Source organism: Arenibacter sp. F26102 (assembly GCF_023015865.1).
Taxonomy (GTDB): Bacteria; Bacteroidota; Bacteroidia; order Flavobacteriales; family Flavobacteriaceae; genus Arenibacter.
In genome coordinates, this window is the sequence record NZ_JALKBC010000011.1 from 1 (window position 1) to 21,737 (window position 21,737).

At 39.3% G+C, this 21,737-nt stretch carries 8 protein-coding genes; 3 read left to right on the forward strand and 5 right to left on the reverse strand.

Annotated elements, in window-relative coordinates; translation table 11 throughout:
* From MWU78_RS22450 to MWU78_RS15390, 5 genes are all read right to left on the reverse strand, one after another.
* On the reverse strand, positions 1 to 7,684 hold a 7,684-nt coding region (locus MWU78_RS22450), incomplete at its 3' end, for a malectin domain-containing carbohydrate-binding protein (protein WP_281503854.1).
* 578 nt (positions 7,685 to 8,262) lie between these two features.
* On the reverse strand, positions 8,263 to 10,644 hold the full coding sequence (locus MWU78_RS15375; protein ID WP_246999315.1) for a polysaccharide biosynthesis tyrosine autokinase: 2,382 nt from the start codon (positions 10,642 to 10,644) through the stop codon (positions 8,263 to 8,265).
* 28 nt (positions 10,645 to 10,672) lie between these two features.
* Positions 10,673 to 11,446, reverse strand: coding sequence for a polysaccharide biosynthesis/export family protein (locus MWU78_RS15380; protein WP_246999316.1), 774 nt, complete (start codon positions 11,444 to 11,446; stop codon positions 10,673 to 10,675).
* Between the two features lie 59 nt (positions 11,447 to 11,505).
* Positions 11,506 to 13,440 carry a nucleoside-diphosphate sugar epimerase/dehydratase gene (locus MWU78_RS15385; RefSeq protein ID WP_246999317.1) on the reverse strand — a complete coding sequence of 645 codons (1,935 nt, stop codon included), beginning with the start codon at positions 13,438 to 13,440 and terminating at the stop codon, positions 11,506 to 11,508.
* A complete protein-coding gene (locus MWU78_RS15390) occupies positions 13,430 to 14,560 on the reverse strand; it encodes an aminotransferase class I/II-fold pyridoxal phosphate-dependent enzyme (protein ID WP_246999551.1) in 1,131 nt (376 codons plus the stop codon). The genes MWU78_RS15385 and MWU78_RS15390 overlap by 11 nt, the downstream gene beginning before the upstream one ends.
* A 247-nt stretch (positions 14,561 to 14,807) precedes the next feature.
* Between MWU78_RS15390 and MWU78_RS15395 the strand changes: the two genes are divergently transcribed.
* The 3 genes from MWU78_RS15395 to MWU78_RS15405 all read left to right on the forward strand — a co-directional run bounded on the left by MWU78_RS15395 (position 14,808) and on the right by MWU78_RS15405 (position 20,652).
* A complete protein-coding gene (locus tag MWU78_RS15395) occupies positions 14,808 to 16,205 on the forward strand; it encodes a nucleotide sugar dehydrogenase (protein WP_246999324.1) in 1,398 nt (465 codons plus the stop codon).
* Positions 16,202 to 17,230 (forward strand): NAD-dependent epimerase, encoded by a 1,029-nt coding sequence (locus MWU78_RS15400; protein WP_246999327.1) that lies wholly within the window; start codon positions 16,202 to 16,204, stop codon positions 17,228 to 17,230. The genes MWU78_RS15395 and MWU78_RS15400 overlap by 4 nt, the downstream gene beginning before the upstream one ends.
* A 1,613-nt stretch (positions 17,231 to 18,843) precedes the next feature.
* Complete coding sequence (locus tag MWU78_RS15405; RefSeq protein ID WP_246999329.1) at positions 18,844 to 20,652, forward strand: Ig-like domain-containing protein; 1,809 nt, start codon at positions 18,844 to 18,846, stop codon at positions 20,650 to 20,652.
* Positions 20,653 to 21,737: the final 1,085 nt, after the last annotated feature.

A 21,737-nucleotide genomic window follows, 5' to 3' on the forward strand; every position in this document is an offset into this window, starting at 1 on the left:
CCTGGTTCACCGGAACATCCGTTACGTTCCAGGTAAAGGAGACCGTGGCAGACTCGGAAGGAGTGCCATCGTCAGTTACCGTTACCTCTACGGCGTAAGGACTATTGGTCGCAGCGCCCGTGGCAATAGTACCACTGATAAGCCCTGTTGACGTATCTATGGATAGCCCCGTTGGCAATGTTATGGCTGAATAGGTCATACCGTCGTCCTCGGGATCACTGGCGGCAATCTGTAGGGAGATAACATCCCCCTCAACGCCCGTCTGGACTCCTGGATTGGTGACCATCGGTGCCTGGTTCACCGGAACATCCGTTACGTTCCAGGTAAAGGAGACCGTGGCAGACTCGGAAGGAGTGCCATCGTCAGTTACCGTTACCTCTACGGCGTAAGGACTGTTGGTCGCAGCGCCCGTGGCAATAGTACCACTGATAAGTCCGGTTGACGTATCTATTGATAGCCCGGTAGGAAGACCCGTGGCCGAATAGGCCAAGACATTGTCCTCTGGATCCGTTGCAGCAACCTGTAAAGAAAGCACATCGCCCTCTACGCCGTTCTGTCCCCCCGGATTAGTGACCACTGGGGCCTGATTTGCAGGAGTGTTAACCGTTATGGTAATAGTTGTGGAATTCGAAAGAACTCCGTCACTAACCGTTAACTCTACTTCATATATGCCAGGGGTATTAAAAATATGTACAGGATCTGCAGTGGTCTCTGTTAGAGTCCCATCCTTAAAGTTCCACAAATAATCTGTTACTCCCGTATCATCGGTTGAATTGCTTCCTGTGAAGCTTACTGTTAGAGGAGCATCTCCAGAAGTGATATCAGCCTCCAACACTGCTACAGGAACTTGATTTCCTGCCTCACCAATATTCCATACAAATTCAAGTACTGTTGATTGGGATGGCACACAATCGTCGGTAACCGTAACCTCTACATTATAAGGACTATTGTCCGCAGCACCTCCAATTGATCCGCCGGTTCCAGATTCTGGAGCGGCCGTTAATTGAGCATTGGTATAGGCAGTACCATCCACTTTATACAATGCCATTTTATCAATGGCATGTCCTGCGGAACGTTCAGAAACCTCCACTGTATAAGTGCCAGCATTAACAAAATAGACATAAACATCGTGAGGATCATTATCACTTGTTCTGGCTTGCCAATCATACACCTGGGAAGCTCCACTACTGCGCCAGATCTTGAAATACCCATTGCTACTGGATCCCTCTGGCGTGGTGGATGCCGACTGTCTTGAGGTGCCTCCCGGAAAAACAATATTGGCCTGAGGACCTTCTAAATTACTTATCAGGGCTTCCTCGCTCACCGGGGTACCCTTAAAACCAAAGAACCACACATTACTATTGTTCGGAAACCGCAACCAGTTGTCATTCTCGTCAGTAGAACTCGAGCCACTATAAAAGGAACGCCAGTTAAAACGGTATACCCCCGGTGTATTTATGGTTATTTGGTAAGGTATTGTAGAACCGCCGCTCTGATTACTTAAACTATTGGTATTGGCAATGATACCAGTTGCTCCATTTAAAGTCGTAGTACCCCAACCAGTAGTATTACCCGATTCTGCCTCTACAATCAACAATCCGTTATTTTCTTGAAAGGCACCACTACCTCCACTACCGGCAGAAACAGTTCCTGAAATTAATCCAGTATTGACATCTATGTTTAAATCAGGAGGTAATCCTGTAGCTCCATAAGTTACATCTGTACAAGAACCAGTGGCGGCTATTTGGAGAGTAACATCATCTCCCTCAATACTGTTCTGAGTACCAGGATAAGTAACATCAGGCGCCACTAAAGCATTTGACAAATTAATTTCTTTAGAAGAATTATTTCCATAATTTATGGTCAACAAGGCACTTCTGTCGGCCCCAGTTCCCGTAAGCATAATTTCTATAGCATGCGTTGTGTTCGTCTTTAACAATTGATTGGCTAATTGACCGGAAACAATATTAAAATCGGCCGCATTTGGCCCTGATAGTTCCATTGAAGTTATCATTACGCCAACATTTCCATTTTCAATAATGAGATCAATCGATTCCGTTGCCCCATCAGCAATTAATAAATTACCAAAGGAATTGACCACGCTGGCCACACTTGGGCTACCTACAGGTGAATCCTCTCCCAAAAATTCCATATTCTTTTGGTTTCCACCACCCCGACTTGGTGAGCCTCCCAAAATAAAGATACCATTGCCCGATACAATGGCTTGAGTACCGTGCCTTGGAAAGTTCAAGGATGGAAGTTCATTCCAAGTCTGTAAAATTGGGTCGTATTCCTCCGTAACAGTAAGGGCTGGTCCAGCAACTTCAGGTTCCCCTCCGATAACCAACAACTTATCATTGAAGTTTACCGCACTGGCCCCTGCCCTTTGGGTCGGTATATTTTGCCCAACGGGCAAGGTACTCCAACTACTATTGGTAAAATCATACACGTCCACTTCTGGAATAGTAGGGGCAAATACTCCTTCGTCCCCACCTGATAAACGCCCCCCTGCTGCATATAACTTGTCACCTATTAGCACGGCTGCAAAATGATCTCGGGCGTGAGGGGCACCGGTTAATGAAGTCCATGTACCAGTCTGTGGATCATATTCATCGAACCAATTCACATAACCGCCATTATGTCCAATTGTATTTCCTCCTACTACGTAGAATTTATCGTTATAAACCACTAGGCCGGATGACCCACGTCTCCTTCCCTCCGGTATTTCAGGACCTTGGATCCATTCTCTTACAGCCGGATCAAAGGCCCAAATATGGTCTTCCGGTACTTCATTGGGATAATCATTAGTATTAAAAGCTCCGATTACCCAAATAAGGCCTTGATATTCCGTAGCTTGAAAGTGGTTGAACTCCAAACTTCCAGGCATGGAATTAGCTAAATTTTCCCATGTATCACTAGAATAATCATAGATGTCTACCGTAGTAGGGTTTTCCCTACCTCCCATCAAAAAGAACTTATCCCCTGCCTGTGCAAAAGAGTTCTCATGTCGAGCCGTATAGTTTTCATTTTCATTTTTGCTAATCCAAGTAGAGGTTACAAACCAGGTAAATGAAGTACTATATGGTACCGATCCTTCCCTTTTAACCGTCACGGTCACTTGATGTATCCCATTGTCATTAGGGCCTCCAATAGCAGCGTTGGTAGCTATGGTACCAGAAACCTCCCCAGTGTCCATATTAATAATAATGCCTTCCGGTTGTCCAGAAATATAATATTCATAGTCCACATTGGAATCTCCTCCCGTGGCAGTAGCCGTAAAACTAACTGTTTCTTCAGGAGCATTTTCTTGACCCGCAAAATCGGTTAAAGAAAGCGATGGATACAATTGATTGTCTCTATATATTTCGATGGCGCTTATAATCGGGTTTTCAATCACATGTCCAAATGAAATATTCAACTCTTCATCAACAACCGTTACTGGGTAGGATAACATTCCGGCAACATTGTGACCAAACTCCGTGATTACATCGAAGTCGTCTTCTACCACGTTTCCTTCCAAAAGGATATCAAAAACTCTATCTCCAGGCTCACTCGCCTCTGCAAAACTGTTACCTAAATAAAGTTGAACTACATAATCTCCATTTTCAACTGGTATACCGTATACCATTTCCGGAGCCGCTGCAACGTCATATCGTTCCTTGGAAAAAAGGGCACCAAAGGTAGGGGCATCTATATATGCCGGTACACTAGGATGTCTATTTTTGTTCAGTAGCGTAGTGGTATAGTTTAATCCAGTATTCACCGAATAACTCACCCCTTGATAGGCCCCCGAGGCACCGTTATATTCCCAAGAGGGGCCATTATCCGTTGCCTCTACAGCAATGTCCCCTGCATTAATTCTGTAAGTAGACCTTTCCTGAATTACCCATTGAAAGTTTATGGTCATAGCATCGTTGGTTAGCCCATCACTATCATCTACAGTCACAGTAACGTCAAAAGGGCTACCTGTAAAGGCTGCATTATCTATATCCCCGATTATATTACCATTCGTGGGCTCTATGGTTACACCATCCGGCTGTCCACTAATACTAAAATTCAAGTTCCCGTCCCCTCCATGGGCGGTGACCACCAATGCCCCATTCAATTCATCACCTACATAATTCACTTGATCTGCTATTTCACCAAGGTAAATGGGGGATTCCAAATCGGAAGCTTCCAAAATCTCGATTCCATTTATCAATGGATTTTCGGGACCAACATGTTTCAAAGAAATATCTATACTGCCATCGGTCACGTTGACAATATGGCTAATCACTGTCCCAGTCTTATGACCATAAGTCCCAGAAAGATCTATATTTTTTAATTTTTGATAATAAATTCCTTCAATGGAGACATCAAAAATACGTTCTCCGGCTGCTGAGGTCCCGTCGTATCCATTTGCCATATAGAGGCGTACCTCATAGTTACCTGTTGCTGTTACGGGAAAAGAATAGGTGATATCGGTACCTCCCGAACTAGTATCATAACGTTCCGTATCAAAGATATTGGCAGGAGTGGTGGTTTGATCAACCTCTGATGTAAAGGTGGTAACCCCAAATGACCCTGTACTGTTGGACCCCGCGGTTACCAAATAAGACGAATTGGCAGCTTGGGTATCAGCGGACCAATCTATACCTCCATCAATATTAGATATTTCTGGACCTCCCGCATTGACCCTGAATAAAACTATAGGGGAATCAGTTACGGTTACCTTAAAGGTCTGTTCCACATAATTGGTATCCTGATCCGTGGCCCTAACGGTAATATCGGCCTCCTGAAGACTTTCGGAAAAGGAAATGGTTAGTATATCACCAGAAATAACAGCACCTATTTCGGAAGGATTGGTATTATTCTCAATGGTATAGACAAGATTGGCCGTTCCCATATCATCATCAAAAAAAGTATCTAAATCAAGATCTTCATCTTCACTTCCTATATACCTTTCCAGATCAGGAATGTCCATTTCTATGGAGGGAACATTGGTTTTAACCGATATCCAATCCCAACTACCTTCCAATTCAACTCCTGCGTTATTAGAGGTTCCAATAAAACCAACGGCAAGATCTGTACCTGCATTTTGTATGGCGTCCAATGTAGCCCCGTTAGCCGTTAAGGTCCCTAGAGTTAAACGAGCTCCATCTTCTATTTTATAATCGAACTGTAATACCCCTGTTACAGGATCCACCACAATATAAAGGTATAAATCAACTTCAGGCCTCTCCGCTTCTGTCAAGGCCACCGAAAGGGCATTGACCGTATCCAGTACGTCATTGACTTCTTGAATAGCCGCCAGACCATCTTGTGTAATGACAAATTGCACAAAATTATCCTGAAAGCCTGTACCCAAAAAGAGACCCAATTCCCCTCCAACAGCTCCAGTATTACCATACAATTGATATCCGCCATCAAAATTGACCATATGTGTCGCTACTGTAAATTTCCCAGTAGTTTGATCTACCTGTACGCCCATTTGGTAGGCTTTTTCCTGATTGTTGGCCACACCTTTTGCCGTTCCATAACGCATGTGGGAAGTCATAACACCTGGATTTCCCCCTAAAACATCATCGGGGTTTGGTTCACCGGGATCACTCTCTTGTTGTTGATCTACCCAATCCAACCAATTATTTCCCGTATCCCCATTGTTCATTAGCCCAGTCATTCCCAGACCAAAAATACCTCCTAAACCCTGTTGATAATTATACAAATCATTTTGTATTGGCAACTCAAAAGCATCGCTACCGGTAGTAGAAGGATCGCCTAATTGAAAGGGGTCCTCACTATCGGCAATACCATCATTATCATCGTCCGGATCATTTAAATCGGAAATGAACGGTGCCCCTGCCAATTTATCAAAATCTGACGGCTGCGACCCCCCGTTACAAGGATCCGTTCCATTATCTTCTTCATCTTCATTGGTGTAGCCGTCACTATCATAATCGGCCAAGGGATCATAGAGAGGATCCGAAGGATCAATACAGTTTACCGCATCCGCTGGTTCCAAAATTTTTAAAAGACCATTGAACGTACCTAGCCATATACTTCCTGGAAAAACTTCATTGTCTCCTTGGGCAGTAATACCAAGTACATAATCTTCATACCCACTAAGAAAAGTTTCATCAAGCTCATCTAAAGTGCCATCTGCCTTAAGACTAACTCTATGGACGACTCCCCCACTTTTACCAGCTAATAAATTGCCCTGCATACCTCCTTCAAAATTAGATGCGGTATACTGAGTAATGGAATTGGTGTTTTTTTTCCATGTCGTTACCAGTTCATCTTCGGGGCCTTCCGGATTGGCCAGTCCGGGACCACGCCAATCCCCTTCTATCGCATTCGCTGCAACCTTTACGGGAGGCCAGTTTGCTGGCAACGCTTCTGCCACATTGGAAGTTGAGTTAGGGGTAGACCCATCCGGATCATAGGTCTTGGTTCGAAACACCCCTGTAGTACCGTCATGGGTATATAGTCCGGCCCCATCTGGGTTGGCCCTAATCGGGTTGGGGTGACCACCATAAAAGGACCCGAAGGAATAGCTCTGAATATCAGTAGTTACCAGAGTAAGGTGATCCAAATTATTAATGTATTCTCCATCGGGCGCAGGCTCTCCCGCATCACCACCGGTTTCATTTGGATCGTACTCATTAGTAACATTCGCCGTTCCTTCATTAATAGGAAAACCACCCCAACCAGTATTGGCCCCATTATCAGTAACATACAAAGCACCATTTGCAGTAAGAAAAAGGTCGTAAGCATTTCGATACCCTGGTGAAAATATTTTCACGGGACTATCCGATAGCAACATAGCCTGATTAAGACCGTCATTGCCACCAAACGGGTCGTTTATATCAATTCCATTATAATTTGGATCATCGGGATCGGTAATACCGTTTACATTGTCCCGAGTCGGATCATCTACGGTAGGTAAGTCAAAAATATAATTTCGCCCATTGATTTCAGTAAGTATGGGCATACTTTCCAAAGCAGTAATATCAATAGCTAAAATAGCACCGGAAAGTGCAAATTCATTGGCGTAGGCAAAGTTATGGGAAGGAGACCCGCCATTTGTATTCCCCCCTTGGGCCACAATTAAATAATCAACTCCCCCTATGGTAGTAAACTGAAGGCCATTAGTGGCATGATTCTCTTCCGATCGAGGCAACCCCCTTACCATATCCACAGCGCTCCAACTTCCTCCATCTTTAGTGAAACGGGTAATAATACCAGAATTGGTATCCAGATTCTTGTCTCCATCGTGTTCAACTCCCCCGATCCTAAAATCACTGGAAGAAACATAAATTACAGGATTTTGATCAGTTCCTGTAACTACCATTCCTGTTGTTTCCCTGTCGGTTACAGTATTATTTACGGTACCATCATCATCATGGTTTTTAATATTTTTAACTCCAAAAAGGGTTTCCACATTGGAAACCTTATAATTATTGGCGCCAATTTTTTGAACAGTCAACACTTTAATTGTGCCGGAATATTCGGCTACATAAAGTTTATCATCAGGGCCAAATTCCAAGGAAGTAATACCCTCACTCAAGCTCGTCAATCCATCAAGATCTAGGTTACTTTCCCCAAAATTAAATTGGGCATTTACACTGTTAAATCCTATAAAAACCAGTATAAAGACCAATAAAAAATTCATAAATGCAAAAGAATTGGAGTAATTGTGTTTCATATTCCCATTTTTAAATAAGGTTCTAATAACCAACCGCTTAAATCAGTTTTTTAAGTTACGAAAAACAAATATAAAGTAATAAGAATCTGGAAAGAAAATACCCTCATCTTATTCGTTTAAACCATAATGTTTATCGACAAAATACCGATTTAAAAATTCAGTATTTTGCACGCTTATAATCATTATAATTTAACAAAAATAGGATGAATCACAAATATGAATAGGAAATTACTTAATATATATATCACAGGTCCCGAACTAATAAAAACATTTAGGCCTTATAAAGAAGAAATAAAAAATTGGTTAGAACAACTAAAAAATAGTCCTAATAAGAACTTGTGAATTAATCTAATAACTTAAATCGAATCAAAGAGCCCGTATAACCAATACTAAAGAAGAATATTAGCAAAAGTTATGTTTTTAATGCCATAAGGGATGGTAAAAAAATCCTCTTAGGTAGCCGTTGGCTTAACCTCAACAAATCTGCAGAAACAAAAAAGAAACAATTACACCCATTGAACATTATTCTATGCTATAAATAAGACGTATATATTTATGAACTTTTTAAAGTAACAACATTAGAACTTCCACCATTTTTTTTGACTTTTTCCATAACCATACCCATACTTCCCTCCATACCCCAAATTGGATACCTTTACATCATTAACAACAAAGGCTAGTCCTTTAATTTTACTATCTTGTTGCAGCTTTATAGGATACTGTATTGCTTTTTTCTCTGTCATACCTGCCCGAGAAACATAAATCAAATGATTGGCATAATCGCTTATCAACAAGGTATCTGTAACCACCATTAATGGAGCTGTATCCACAATAACGTAATCGTATGCTTCCGAAATCTCCTCAAAAAGATCCTTGATCCGTTTATTCATTAATAACTCCGCGGGATTGGGAGGTATTTTCCCAGAATATATAACATCCATCGTCTCCTGAAATACCAACATTGGACTAATTATATCCTTTACCTCCAGGGTATTATCATATAGATATTCTGTAAGGCCCACATCTCTTTTTCTATTTTTACTAGGCATCTTATCTATTTCATTGCCCTTAAAAAAGGAATTCAATTGGGGGTTCCTAACATCTGCTCCTAGCAACAAAACCTTTTTATTGGTACTGGCTATGATCATGGCCAAATTGGTAGTTAGAAAGGATTTTCCTTCTCCAGGAACACTGGAAGTGATAAAAATAATATTGTTTTTGCTTCCAGTTGAGCGATTGGTCTTTATAAGGTAATCTAAATTAGTTCTGATGATTCGTAGGGATTCTGCAAGCACAGAACGATCTTCCTTAACAATCAATTTTTGCTCCTTACTTGCCAGTCTGGGCAATTCTCCCAAGATAGGAATATTTTTGGCCAATTTTTCCAGACTGTGCATATTGTGAACTTTATTATCCAATAGGTTAGCCCCATATATAATAGAAAATGGCACTAAACCAGCAAGTACCAAGAATGCTAAGTATACAACTTTTCTTCTAGGTGAAATTGGCAATGGATCGGAATTGTATGCATAGTCAATCACTTTAGTTTTTGGCGAGGTAGAAGCGACGGCAATCTGTGCCTCTTCCCTTTTTTGCAATAAATACAAATATAACTGCTCCGTAGTTTGCTGCTGTCTGGTAATATCCCTCAATGCTCTTTCATTTTTTGGGGAGGAGTAAATTTTGGAATTAAAAATGGCCTGTTGGCCGCTTAAGGCATTTACCTGTAACCCCAAATTATCTACTGTACTATTAAGACTGGACTGCATATTTCTTTTCAAACCTTTAATTTGCTCATCCAAATTCACTATTACCGGGTTCTTTTCATTGGAACTTTTTAACAATCTTTTCCGTTCCAAAACCAATTCATTGTACCTAGAGGTAGTACTAATAATTGCAGGGTCATTCAAACCAATATTCCCAGGAACTATTTCAAAACCTTCCTGCTGTTCCACTATATCCTTCATAGAAGCTGCAATATTAAGTTGCGTCCGCATATTGGCCAATTCCTGCTGATTGGCAACCCCTACATTTAAATTTATATTCGCTTCAGAAGCAATGTCCGTTAAACCCCTATTTGTCTTAAAGTCCTCGGCAGATTGATCTACAGTAGAAAGGCTCCCGTAAATTTCAGCAATACGGTCATCTATAAAATTAGAGGTCCTGTCAGCAATTTCCCTTTTGTCGACTATGGCATTTTTATTATAAGTTAGTATTAGCTCATTTATGATTTGAATAGCTTTTTCCTTAATAGGATCATTTAGTGAAATATTTAGGATGTTGGATACCTGCTCATTGGAAGATATTCTAATTTTATCTCGATAAGCTTGGGCAACTGTATTTACCGGGTTCACCACCACCCGCAGTTTAGCATTCTTATAACGCTCAAATTCTTCTGCATTGGGTGTAATCACCATACCCCCTATTGGTGTCTGGATATTTTTACCGAAGGCTAAAGGTCTTAGTGGCGAATTTTCTTCTACTGTATATCCAAAAACAGTAGGAGAGGTAAGCTCCAAATAAAATTCAAACTTCGATCTGTTAATAATTGAATCAGCAGCAATAAAATTGATTTTTACAGGGGGATTGTTGTACAATTCCTTTTCCATTATTTTGCCTTGGGCCATTATTTTCGTATTGAGCCCTAATCTCTTTACAACTTCAATAAAATTGGAACGCGAATTGATTATTTCAATCTCATCTGTTACAGCGGCATTTGTACCGGACATCAATTCCATTTCCTGGAACAAGCCAAGACCAGAACCAGAACTTTTATCGTCTATAATTTGAATTTTTGCTTCAATCAAATACTCTGGAGTAGTATATCTTAAATTAAGATAAGCCATGGTTAGACCAATAATACCTGAAAAAACAAACCATTTCCAATGCCTTGTATATTCATTTATTATATCCTTTAAATCAAAATTATCAGCGTTATTGTTTTGAGAATCTACACTCATGGGGCAAGATGGAATAATTTAAAAGTGGTTAATTTCTTGTAATAAAATATATGGTAGAGGTAATCAAAATAGATGCCAATGAAATAGCAATGCCAGCCCTATTATCCAGACTTGAAGAAGTTACGGCCGACTGATTGGGCTCTACATAAACTACATCGTTTTGGGTTAAGTAATACACTGGGGAATTCATGGCCTCCTTTTGGGTTAGATCTATACGAGTATACACCTTTGTGCCATCAAAATCCCGAATCACCATTACATTTTTCCTAATTCCCTTAATAGTTAAATCTCCGGCAAAGCCAAGTGCTTCCAGGATGGTAATCCGCTCACCACTAACTGGGTAAGTACCAGGTCTTTGAACCTCTCCCAATATAGTTACCGTAAAATTAACCAATCTTATATTTATTATAGGATCCTTTAAATAGTCCTTTAATTTCTCGGTCAATAGAAGTCTTACTTCCTCCGGGGATAAACCGGAAATTTTTAGCTTGCCAATTACAGGAAAATTTATGTTTCCATCCTGATCAATCAAATAGTCAACTTTCTCAGGTCTAATTCCTCCTTCCGAGACACCCGTAAACAAATTAAAAGGAACACTGGCCTGGTTGTCCAAAGTGGAGACATTTATACTTACCAGATCATCTACCTTAAATTTTGGAGTGAAACTATTTTTATCTACCAAAGTTTCAAAGTTACTGGCATTTTGAAAATACACCACTTCTTTTTTGGAGGCACAGGAAGAAAGCAATACAAGTGAGATTATTAAAAGAGAAGCAAATACAACTGAAGATTTGTGTTTCATAGAACCTGTATTATAGGAATTTATTATAACAATATTTTTTTTTGCAAGTATAGTGAATTTTAAGGCTGTAGAATTTTCTTAATGGTTACATTTTCAATTTTGCCATCTTTTTCCATATCCAATTTACATAGGTCCGAATTATTGGAAATATATTCCGGAACAATTTCCTTCATTAGTGCTACCGGGTTACCATTAAAAAACATGTTACTTACACATAGTTCGTTAATTTTAGACCTAACTTCTTCAAAATCGAATTCTCTGCACTTACTGATCATAATTTTCTTATGATAGGTCGGCATAGTATTTTCTCCATCTGCCAAGAGCTCCTCGTATAATTTCTCACCAGGCCTAAGACCTGAAATTTTAATATCTATATCCTCCGGATATCTCAGTCCGGACAATTTAATCATATTTTTGGCCAAATCGAATATCCTTACCGATTCACCCATGTCGAAAATAAAAATTTCACCGCCTTGACCCATGCCCCCAGCTTCCAATACCAATTGGGCCGCTTCAGGAATAGTCATAAAATACCTTGTAATATCTTTATGTGTCACAGTCAATGGCCCTCCATTTTCAATTTGCTTTTTAAATAAAGGAATCACCGAACCATTGGAACCCAATACGTTACCAAAACGGGTTGTAATGAATTTGGTCTTGTTTTGTTGATGTGAACAACTAATGTACATTTCTGCAATCCTTTTGGTTGCCCCCATTACGTTGGTTGGGTTAACCGCTTTGTCGGTAGAGACAAAAATAAACTTGTCCACATTATTATCCAAAGAGAGGTCCACGATAACCTTTGTTCCCGCTATATTAATTTTCACAGCCTCATAGGCGTTATACTCCATTAAAGGCACATGCTTATAAGCCGCAGCATGAAAAACCATATTGGGTTTGTACTCCTGAAATAGTCCAGACATTCTATTTTTATCCCTTATATCTCCTACTATAGGAATAAAATTATGAAAACCGTTCTGAATCAACTCTTGCTGCAGGTCGTATAAGGCCGATTCCGCCTGATCAATCACGATTAGTGATTTATATTCATAATTGGCTATCTGCCTTACCAGCTCACCGCCAATAGAACCAGCACCACCTGTAACCACGATAACCTTATCTTTTAGTTCCTTAAATATTCGGTTATTCTTAATATTGATAGGAACCCTGTCCAGCAAGTCCTCAATTTGCACTTGTTTAATTTGTGAAATTTTCAATTCCCCATTAATCCAATCCTCTATAGGTGGAACAATTTTAACTTGAACTGGAAAATCCACCAAGCCTTCCACCAACCCCCTTAATTTACTATGTTCTATGTTTTGTATGGAAAATATTATCTCATTAATTCCATTTGCCTTTATAAAATATTCAGATAAGACTTCAGGGGCATAAACTTTAACGCCATTTATACTCTTACCCACCTTTTCATAATCCTTGTCTATATAACCCACAACTCTAGAAACACTTCCAGAATGACTGGTTAAAGCATTCTGGGTAAGAATTCCAGATTCCCCTGCCCCATAAATAATTACATTTTTAGTAATCTTAAATTGCTTTATAAGGTTGTAATATGCGTTCTTAAACATATACCTCGATGCCGTTAAAGCAATAAAACTCAACAAACTATGAATGATAATTATAGATAAAGGAACCGTGAAATCTTCCATTATTTCCATTTCCCGATTCAAAATTATCAAAAAAATGGTAATTATACTGGCAAGGCAAATAGCATTAAAAATATTATAAACATCCCTTACCCCTGTATGCCGAACCACCCCTTTATACGACCCCGTAATCAAGAAGGAAACCAATGAAATAAGAATGATGATGGGCAATTGTAGGACCAACTTGCTTATATCAAAATCAAGGGTTAAATTAAACCTAACTAGGTAGGATAATATAAAGGTTGCCGCTACCAGAATTAAATCTATAACCAACACAATCCATTTAGACGTATATTTTTGCGCTCTACTGGTTAAGTAATTATTTATCATGGATCAACACTTTTAAAATTATCTGTATAACTCGATCTAAATCTTCTTTCTGTAAATTGGAACCACTGGGAAGACAAAGCCCCCTTTGGAACAACTCTTCAGAAGTGCCATCTACATAAATTTTACAATCCTTAAAAACAGGTTGCAAATGCATTGGTTTCCACAGTGGCCTAGACTCAATATCTTCCTCCAACAGGGCCAACCTTATTTTCTCCCTCACATTAAACGACGGAATAAGAATACAACTCAGCCATCTGTTAGACCTAAAGCCATCTGGTTCCTCCAAAAATTCTATTTCCGATATATGTGCCAAATTTGACTTATAATAATCAAAATTACACCTTCTACTATTAACCCGATCTTCGAGGACCTCCATTTGTCCACGACCAATACCAGCCAGAACATTACTCATTCTATAATTATATCCAATATGGGAATGCTCATAATGCGGGGCATTATCCCTAGCTTGGGTTGCTAGAAAAACGGCTTTCTTTTTAAGATCTTCATTTTCGGAAACCAAGGCACCGCCCCCTGATGTAGTAATAATCTTATTGCCATTAAAGGACAATATCCCTATTGCACCAAAAGTGCTACATGGGTTGTTCATATATGTACTACCTAACGCCTCTGCACTATCCTCTATTACTGGAATATTATATTTAGCTGCAATTTCATTTATCTCATCTACCTTATAAGGCATTCCATATAAATGTACCGCGATTATTGCTTTTGGCTTTTTTCCATTTGCCAAGCAATCCAATATTGCCTTTTCCAACAATTCAGGGGAAATATTCCATGTCTCCCTCTCACTATCTACAAATACAGGGCGTCCACCTAAATAGGTAATTGGATTGGCCGAAGCCGAAAAAGTGAAAGTCTGACAAATAACTTCATCTCCATGACTTACGCCTAATAGCTCCAAGGCAAGATGAATAGCCGCAGTACCCGAACTCAGAGCTGCTACTTTCACGGAATTGCCCAAATAATCTTCTATAGAATCCTCAAAGGCATTTACATTGGGCCCAAGCGGGGCTATCCAATTAGTATCAAACGCCTCCTGAACATAATTTTGTTCATTGCCACCCATGTGCGGCGAGGAAAGCCATATTTTTGTTTTTATTATCAAAACTTGGGGTTTTAATTAATTGCAATGTAAAATTAAGTATACTTCCGGGTCCAAGATAATATTAAAACGATATTTCGTTGAAGATAGAAATTTATCGATTAAATACTGCGCCAATCAATTTTTATAAATTTTATCGAAGCTTTTTAACCTTTCACCAATAAATATAAGGTTCCTTGGCCAAAATGCCTATTTCTTTTGATTTATTTTTTAATCTTTGCATTAAAATAATTATCCTTTAATAATGAAAAAAGTCACCAAAATTTGTTGTATCGGGGCTGGTTATGTTGGCGGACCTACCATGTCCGTCATAGCCAGTCAATGTCCAGAAATCACAGTTACCGTTGTGGATATAAATTCAGAAAGAATTAAACAATGGAACGATTCCAATCTGAATAATCTACCCGTATATGAACCTGGATTAGGGGAAATTGTAAAAGCCACAAGAGGTAAAAACCTATTTTTTAGCACAGAAGTGGACAAAGCTATTGATGAGGCTGAAATAATATTCATATCTGTTAACACACCCACCAAGACCTATGGTAAAGGTAAGGGACAGGCAGCCGACCTGAAATTTATTGAATTATGCGCCAGAAATATTGCCCGGGTTGCCAAGACTGATAAAATTGTTGTTGAAAAATCTACCCTTCCAGTAAGAACTGCCAGTGCCATAAAAAGTATTTTGGACAATACTGGTAATGGTGTTGCCTTTGAAATACTTTCCAACCCAGAATTTTTAGCTGAAGGAACTGCTATTGAGGATTTATTGAATGCGGACCGCGTATTAATAGGTGGCGATGAAACGCCTTCAGGAAAATCTGCCAAGAACACCTTAAGTGCTATATATGAAAATTGGCTTCCCAAAGAACGTATTTTACAGACCAATGTATGGTCTTCGGAATTATCCAAATTGGTAGCCAATGCTTTTTTAGCACAAAGAGTCTCCTCCATAAACTCAATTTCTGCGCTTTGCGAAAGAACCGATGCAAACATAGCAGAGGTATCTAAGGCTATTGGGTACGACAGTAGAATTGGATCTAAATTCCTAAACTCATCCGTTGGCTTTGGAGGATCCTGTTTTCAGAAAGACATCCTTAACTTGGTTTATATTGCCAGTAGTTTTGGCTTGCAGGAAGTTGCCGATTACTGGGAGCAGGTGATTATAATGAACGACTACCAGAAAAGACGTTTTGCAGAAAATATTGTTTCCACCTTATACAATACGGTCTCAGGCAAAAAAATAGTCTTTTATGGTTGGGCATTTAAAAAAGACACCAATGATACCAGGGAATCAGCTGCTATCTATGTCGCTGACGCCCTTTTGGATGAACAAGCGGAAATAATTGTATATGACCCAAAGGTTACTGAAAAACAAATTTACGCCGACCTAGATTATCTAAACACCAGAAGTCCTGAAGAAAACCGTAGACTATTGAAGGTAACAAATAAGCCCATTGATGCTATTGAGGATGCACATGCTATAGCCATATTAACCGAATGGGATGAGTTTAAAACTTATGACTGGCCACTAATTTTCAAAAAGATGTTAAAACCGGCATTTGTTTTTGACGGCAGACGTTTGCTGGACAAGGATACTATGGAGAATCATGGGTTCAACTATTATATAATTGGCCAATCATGAAAATTTTAGTCACTGGCGCTGCTGGGTTTATAGGTTATCACTTGTGCGAAGCCTTGTTAAAGCAAGATATAGAGGTAGTTGGCCTGGATAATATAAATGATTATTACGACCCGAACTTAAAATTCGGTAGATTGGCGCAATTGGGCATTGTCAAGGCTGATGCTACAATACCTTCCCAAAAGACCACGAGTAGCAAACACGGCCCTAAATTTAAATTTATTAAGATGAATTTAGAGGATAGACAGGAGCTACCCAAACTCTTTGAGCAAGAAGAATTTGATGTAGTCTGCAATCTTGCTGCCCAAGCAGGGGTTAGGTATAGCATAGAAAACCCCTCGGTTTATGTTGATAGTAATATAGTGGGATTCCTTAATTTATTGGAATGTTGCAGGCATAATAACATTAAACATTTGGTCTATGCAAGTAGCTCCAGTGTTTACGGCTTAAATGATAAAATTCCTTTTTCTACTACCGACAATGTAGACCACCCAATTAGTCTTTACGCCGCCAGTAAAAAAAGTAACGAGCTTATGGCGCACACGTATAGCCATCTTTTTGACTTGCCAACCACAGGACTTCGCTTTTTTACTGTTTATGGCCCATGGGGCAGGCCGGACATGGCCATATTCCTGTTCACCAAAGCAATTATTGAAGGTAAACCAATCAATGTATTTAACCATGGTGATATGGAACGTGATTTTACCTATGTGGATGATATTGTTGATGGTGTAGAGCGGATACTGATCGAACCAATTGAGCAACGTAAGCAAAGACCATTATACAATATCTATAATATTGGCAACAACAAAGCCGTAAAACTTTCCGATTTTATTGAATCCATTGAAAAAAATCTTGGGAAAACAGCTGCAAAAAATATGCTACCAATGCAACCGGGAGATGTTTCAAGGACGTGGGCCAATGTAGACGATCTTATAGAGGATTACCACTATAGCCCCAATACTGAAATCTCCGTTGGGGTAAAATCATTTACCGATTGGTATTGCAAATATTACGGCATTAATTAGCTAATCAAATACCCTAATTGATATTTTAAACTGCAATTTAAGCAGGCCGATGACATCCCATTCTTTTTATTAAATTTCTGGACCTGACTATCGTTAAAATAAAAATATAATAAATGACCAATTAGGGGCTAACATTATCCAACGACCATAGCATACTGGTAACAGGTAATACTGAATTTATAGGCTCTGATCTCAGTGAATTTCTAGTTCTAAATGGCGACAAAGTAGTCTATTTGGAGAATTTTGCCACAGGAAAAATGAATACATATCACATCTTCTGGATAATGAAAACTTCAAACTCAAAGAAGGGGATATCATATAGCTAGAAAACGGTAGAAAAGCTTGTAGGAATGTGGATTATATCCTGCGACTAGCCGCCTTGGCGGTCGTTACAAAGCTCTATAAAAGACCCCATTACCAGAAATGAAATAAATGTTAACCTATTTTAAATATGTTGGTTGCAACCCAGGATTCCAAAGTAATGCCCTTTATCTATGCCGCTAGCTCCTCTACCTACGGCGACTCTAAGGGGTTGCCCAAAATTGAGGATATTATTTGAAATCCACTTTCCCCTTACTCCTTAACCAAATACGTAAATAATTTTTATGCGGATATATTTGCAAAAACCTATGCCCAGGAAACAATAGGCCTGCTCTATTTTAATGTATTCAGCAGAAAGCAAGATCCCAGTGGGGCTTAGGCTGCAGTTGTTCCAAAATTTGTAATGCAATTAATAAAACATCAATCGCCAAATATTAATGGTGATTTAAATTACTACAAGGATTTCAACGATATTGAAAATATGGTTCTGACCAATAAAATTCTATATTTTCAACAAAAGGAGTAAACCACTGCAGAGAGGCCAATACATGCATAATGTTACTAAATTTTGCCCTAGGCCTCACATAGCTGAAGATAGGATGAGCCAGAAAGCCGTAAATATTATTTTTTTGATTTCTAAATTAGTAAACTAAATCGATCATTTCAATTTAGTAACATACAAGTCCTAACCGAAATAGGGTAATAGCGAGGTTTTAGACAAGGAAAAGCTTTCTCTGCACCTTGCTATCGAAAAGCAAATTCGACCAGAAAAATATACCTTACCACCCAATAATAACCCGAAACAACAAATTACAAATTAAACAAATTCAGGTTATCAGCATCACTAATAGCTGGGCAGTATTATTAATGTTCAGTTTTTTTGCTACGACCACCAGTTATCCAATCCATCTTTCCCATCTATGGTTTTTTTTAACAGCCTAAACGGAAGACTGGTAAGTTCAATTTCCAAACATCAAGTATCTTATACTTATTGGCCAATTATTTGATTGTTTAAAAAGCCATTTATAACGTCATTTTCTAAAAACCAGATTTAAACGTTAAAAAAATTAACATTCAACCATTACAAATTAGCACAAATCATAAAGAAAAGAGTATTTCATCGAATAAATGTATATCAAACGTCTAAACAGCTAAAAAGGAACGTAAAACCTCCACTGCAACTCAATTGTGCAGTTCATCGAAAATAGCTTGTCTTTTACCGATGATATTAAAAAATTATTTAATATTTGTAAAACCCAAATGTTTATCATTTAAACAAAAGTCTTAAACTTATGAAATTTCGCCCCTCGAATTTTATCCAATTGACCCTAGCTTGTATTGTCTTAATTTTATGTATTTCCTGTAACAAAGATTCCGATCTTTTAGCGGAATATGTCATAGAAAATCCACAATCCATAATGGTCAACGATGTAGTAGTGACCCTGGCCAACAGCCCTATTGTTATTGAACCACTAAGCAATGACGCCTTTGAAGAACCTGAAAAGGTTACCATTACTCAAGTTACCCCTCCAACGATGGGAACCGCCGAGGTACAGGAAGACAATACCGTTGTCTACACCCCAAACGCAGATGAAACCGGAACTGACGAGTTTGATTACACTACATCTATTACCAATCCGGACAATTCGGTTTCCACCGAAACCGGAAAAATAACCGTTACGGTAACTGAAAAGAATTCCTCATCTGACGAATATTCAATCATATTATCAGAGTTAAAAGCCTTTCCAAGTGCATTTGGTGCAGGTGAACTTGTATCTGGTGGTAGGGGCGGAAAAGTATACGAGGTTACCAATCTTAACGATAGTGGCGAAGGTTCGTTCAGGGCGGCACTTGAAGCTACAGGGGATAGGATTATTATTGTGAAAGTGGAAGGTTTGGCCACTTTATCGTCAGTAATGACAACATATGCAGCAGGTAATGGGAACTTGACTATATGGGGCCAGTTTGCTCCAGGACGCGGATTAACAGTGTCGGGCAAGAGAATGGCCATGTACAATTGCAACAACATAATAGTCAGACACATGACTTTTCAGAATAAAGTGGATACTGGCTTTGGCAGTTGGTCTGTCAACGAAATACCGGACGGACCGGGTGTTTATTTTGATCATCTATCCGTTAGGTACGGCATGGACCAAATAGTAAATATCGGTTCCAGAAATTCAAACAACTATTCTACCCTAGCCTACACAATGATCGCAGAGGGATTGGACGGACATAACACAGGGAGCATATTTGGTGATAGTGGTACAGGTGGTGCTGATACGGGAGCTAGTACTTACGCCAGGAACATGATATATAATGTAAGCCATAGAATACCGAATATATCCGGGTCCAGCCACCTACATGAAAATTACAACAATTATCTGGTCAACTGGTCATCTAGGATAATACGCACAAATGGGGGACCACACGTTGATTATTTTAACAACTATGCAGAAAAAGGAAACAGACCTCAAGCCTCATCTAAACCAGTTAATAAAATGGGCCTACCAATGGATGGTTTTAGGACGTACACCGGGTGGAACTACGTAGAGGGTCAGGATGAGACACCGAACGATAACCAAACCGGCCTATGGGTGAACTATAAGGCAAATTCAGAAGGATCTGATGGTGACCCTATTGATTCTAGCCACTATGCATCCGGTAGACAGCACAATTTCACAGACCCGGCAGATGGCATTTGGGATGTAATGGATGTGCCGTCAAAGGTGATGGCAAATGTCGGCCATAACAGGGGTATAAATGCAGACGGTAGCCCAGGGTTCTTTAGGGACACAAAGGATGCTTCATATATTGACAAAACTACCAAAAACACTACGGAATCAGATTTCAGGGCACAAGGGGAATGGGATAATTCCAAATTTACAAATACATCCTTATACGAATCGACAAGTGGCGACCATATTCCTGATTGGTTCAAGAATCAGCACGCGCATTTAACGGTAGGGATCAACCAGATGAACGGGGTGCAGGTAGATTGGGACTTTGGTACCTACACAGTTAAGAATACAGCTGGGTATACTAATCTCGAAATGGCAGCGGCCTATTATGCTGGAGATTTTGAAATCATGCTTTATTAGTTGGCAATCAATTCTATCCCAAATAAATTTCAAGTTTAATCAATTTATTTTATGGATTTCCATAAAAAAGACAATCACAGAAAGTGTGTATATAGAAAATAGCGGGGACAAGCCCCCGCTATTTTTTTATTTTATTTTGAATATTTACACATTATGAAGAAAGAAGAATTGTTCAGCAATGAATTTTTGAAGCAATTCAATACCGGTGATGAGCTCAACGGTTTTTCAAAGAAACTGCAAAAGTGTGGTATCAAAAAGATGTTGGAAGGCTAACTTGACTGGTACCGGGCTATGACCAGAAGCAAAAATCGAGCAGTAGCAATATATGAAATACAGGAAATAGAATTTGGAAGGAAAATTAGGAGTTTCATCATCTTTTGAAGAAATTGAAACGGCAGAAACATTTCGCAAATACAGAGTCAATATGGGTATTTTTTAAAGTTGGAAGAAACAACAAGATCCAGTCTAGGAACGATCCAATTATATCCATCCACAACCGGATATTTCAGATTCACTACAAAGTGAATATCACAATATGTGTTTCTCAAATTTTCTATCATATTACTAAACTTGATTTAGCTAAGTATACGGAAACATGAACTTCTATTTTCCTTTGTCTTCCCTAAATATCTACCATTTTCCACAAGTATTTCTCTTTGAATCCTTCCATGTTACCCGGACTGAACTCAACTTTTTCCGCTACCAGATCATAATACACCTATCCTATCGTTCAGATGGTAACGACAAATACAAGTCCGATCTCTATACAGGCTTTTTTCCTCTAGCTTTTGTCCAATGGGCTCTTGGCGTACCATCGCTAGATTACAGCCCTTCTAGCACCTGGACCTCCTATTTCTGTTTCCTTGTTACCTTACTCACAATCAATACCCTCAGTGCTATCTTATTTTTGGCCGCCGCATTTAACCATGTATGGAATTGTTTTTATCTAAGAAATTCTTACTCGAGGTACGTATTGACTACAAAGTGTAAAGTCAGTGTAGTTAGATACTTCAGGCGTCAATCCTGGGACACCCCTCCAAGGACACTATATACGAATTGGCCATATTAAAGTTTCAATGGTTCCA

Excerpts from the sequence above, each read along its gene's own strand:
- MWU78_RS15375 (WP_246999315.1), bottom strand. The coding sequence starts at position 10,644 with ATGAGTGTAGATTCTCAAAACAATAACGCTGATAATTTTGATTTAAAG.
- MWU78_RS15380 (WP_246999316.1), bottom strand. The coding sequence starts at position 11,446 with ATGAAACACAAATCTTCAGTTGTATTTGCTTCTCTTTTAATAATCTCA.
- MWU78_RS15385 (WP_246999317.1), bottom strand. The coding sequence starts at position 13,440 with ATGATAAATAATTACTTAACCAGTAGAGCGCAAAAATATACGTCTAAA.
- MWU78_RS15395 (WP_246999324.1), top strand. The coding sequence starts at position 14,808 with ATGAAAAAAGTCACCAAAATTTGTTGTATCGGGGCTGGTTATGTTGGC.
- MWU78_RS15400 (WP_246999327.1), top strand. The coding sequence starts at position 16,202 with ATGAAAATTTTAGTCACTGGCGCTGCTGGGTTTATAGGTTATCACTTG.
- MWU78_RS15405 (WP_246999329.1), top strand. The coding sequence starts at position 18,844 with ATGAAATTTCGCCCCTCGAATTTTATCCAATTGACCCTAGCTTGTATT.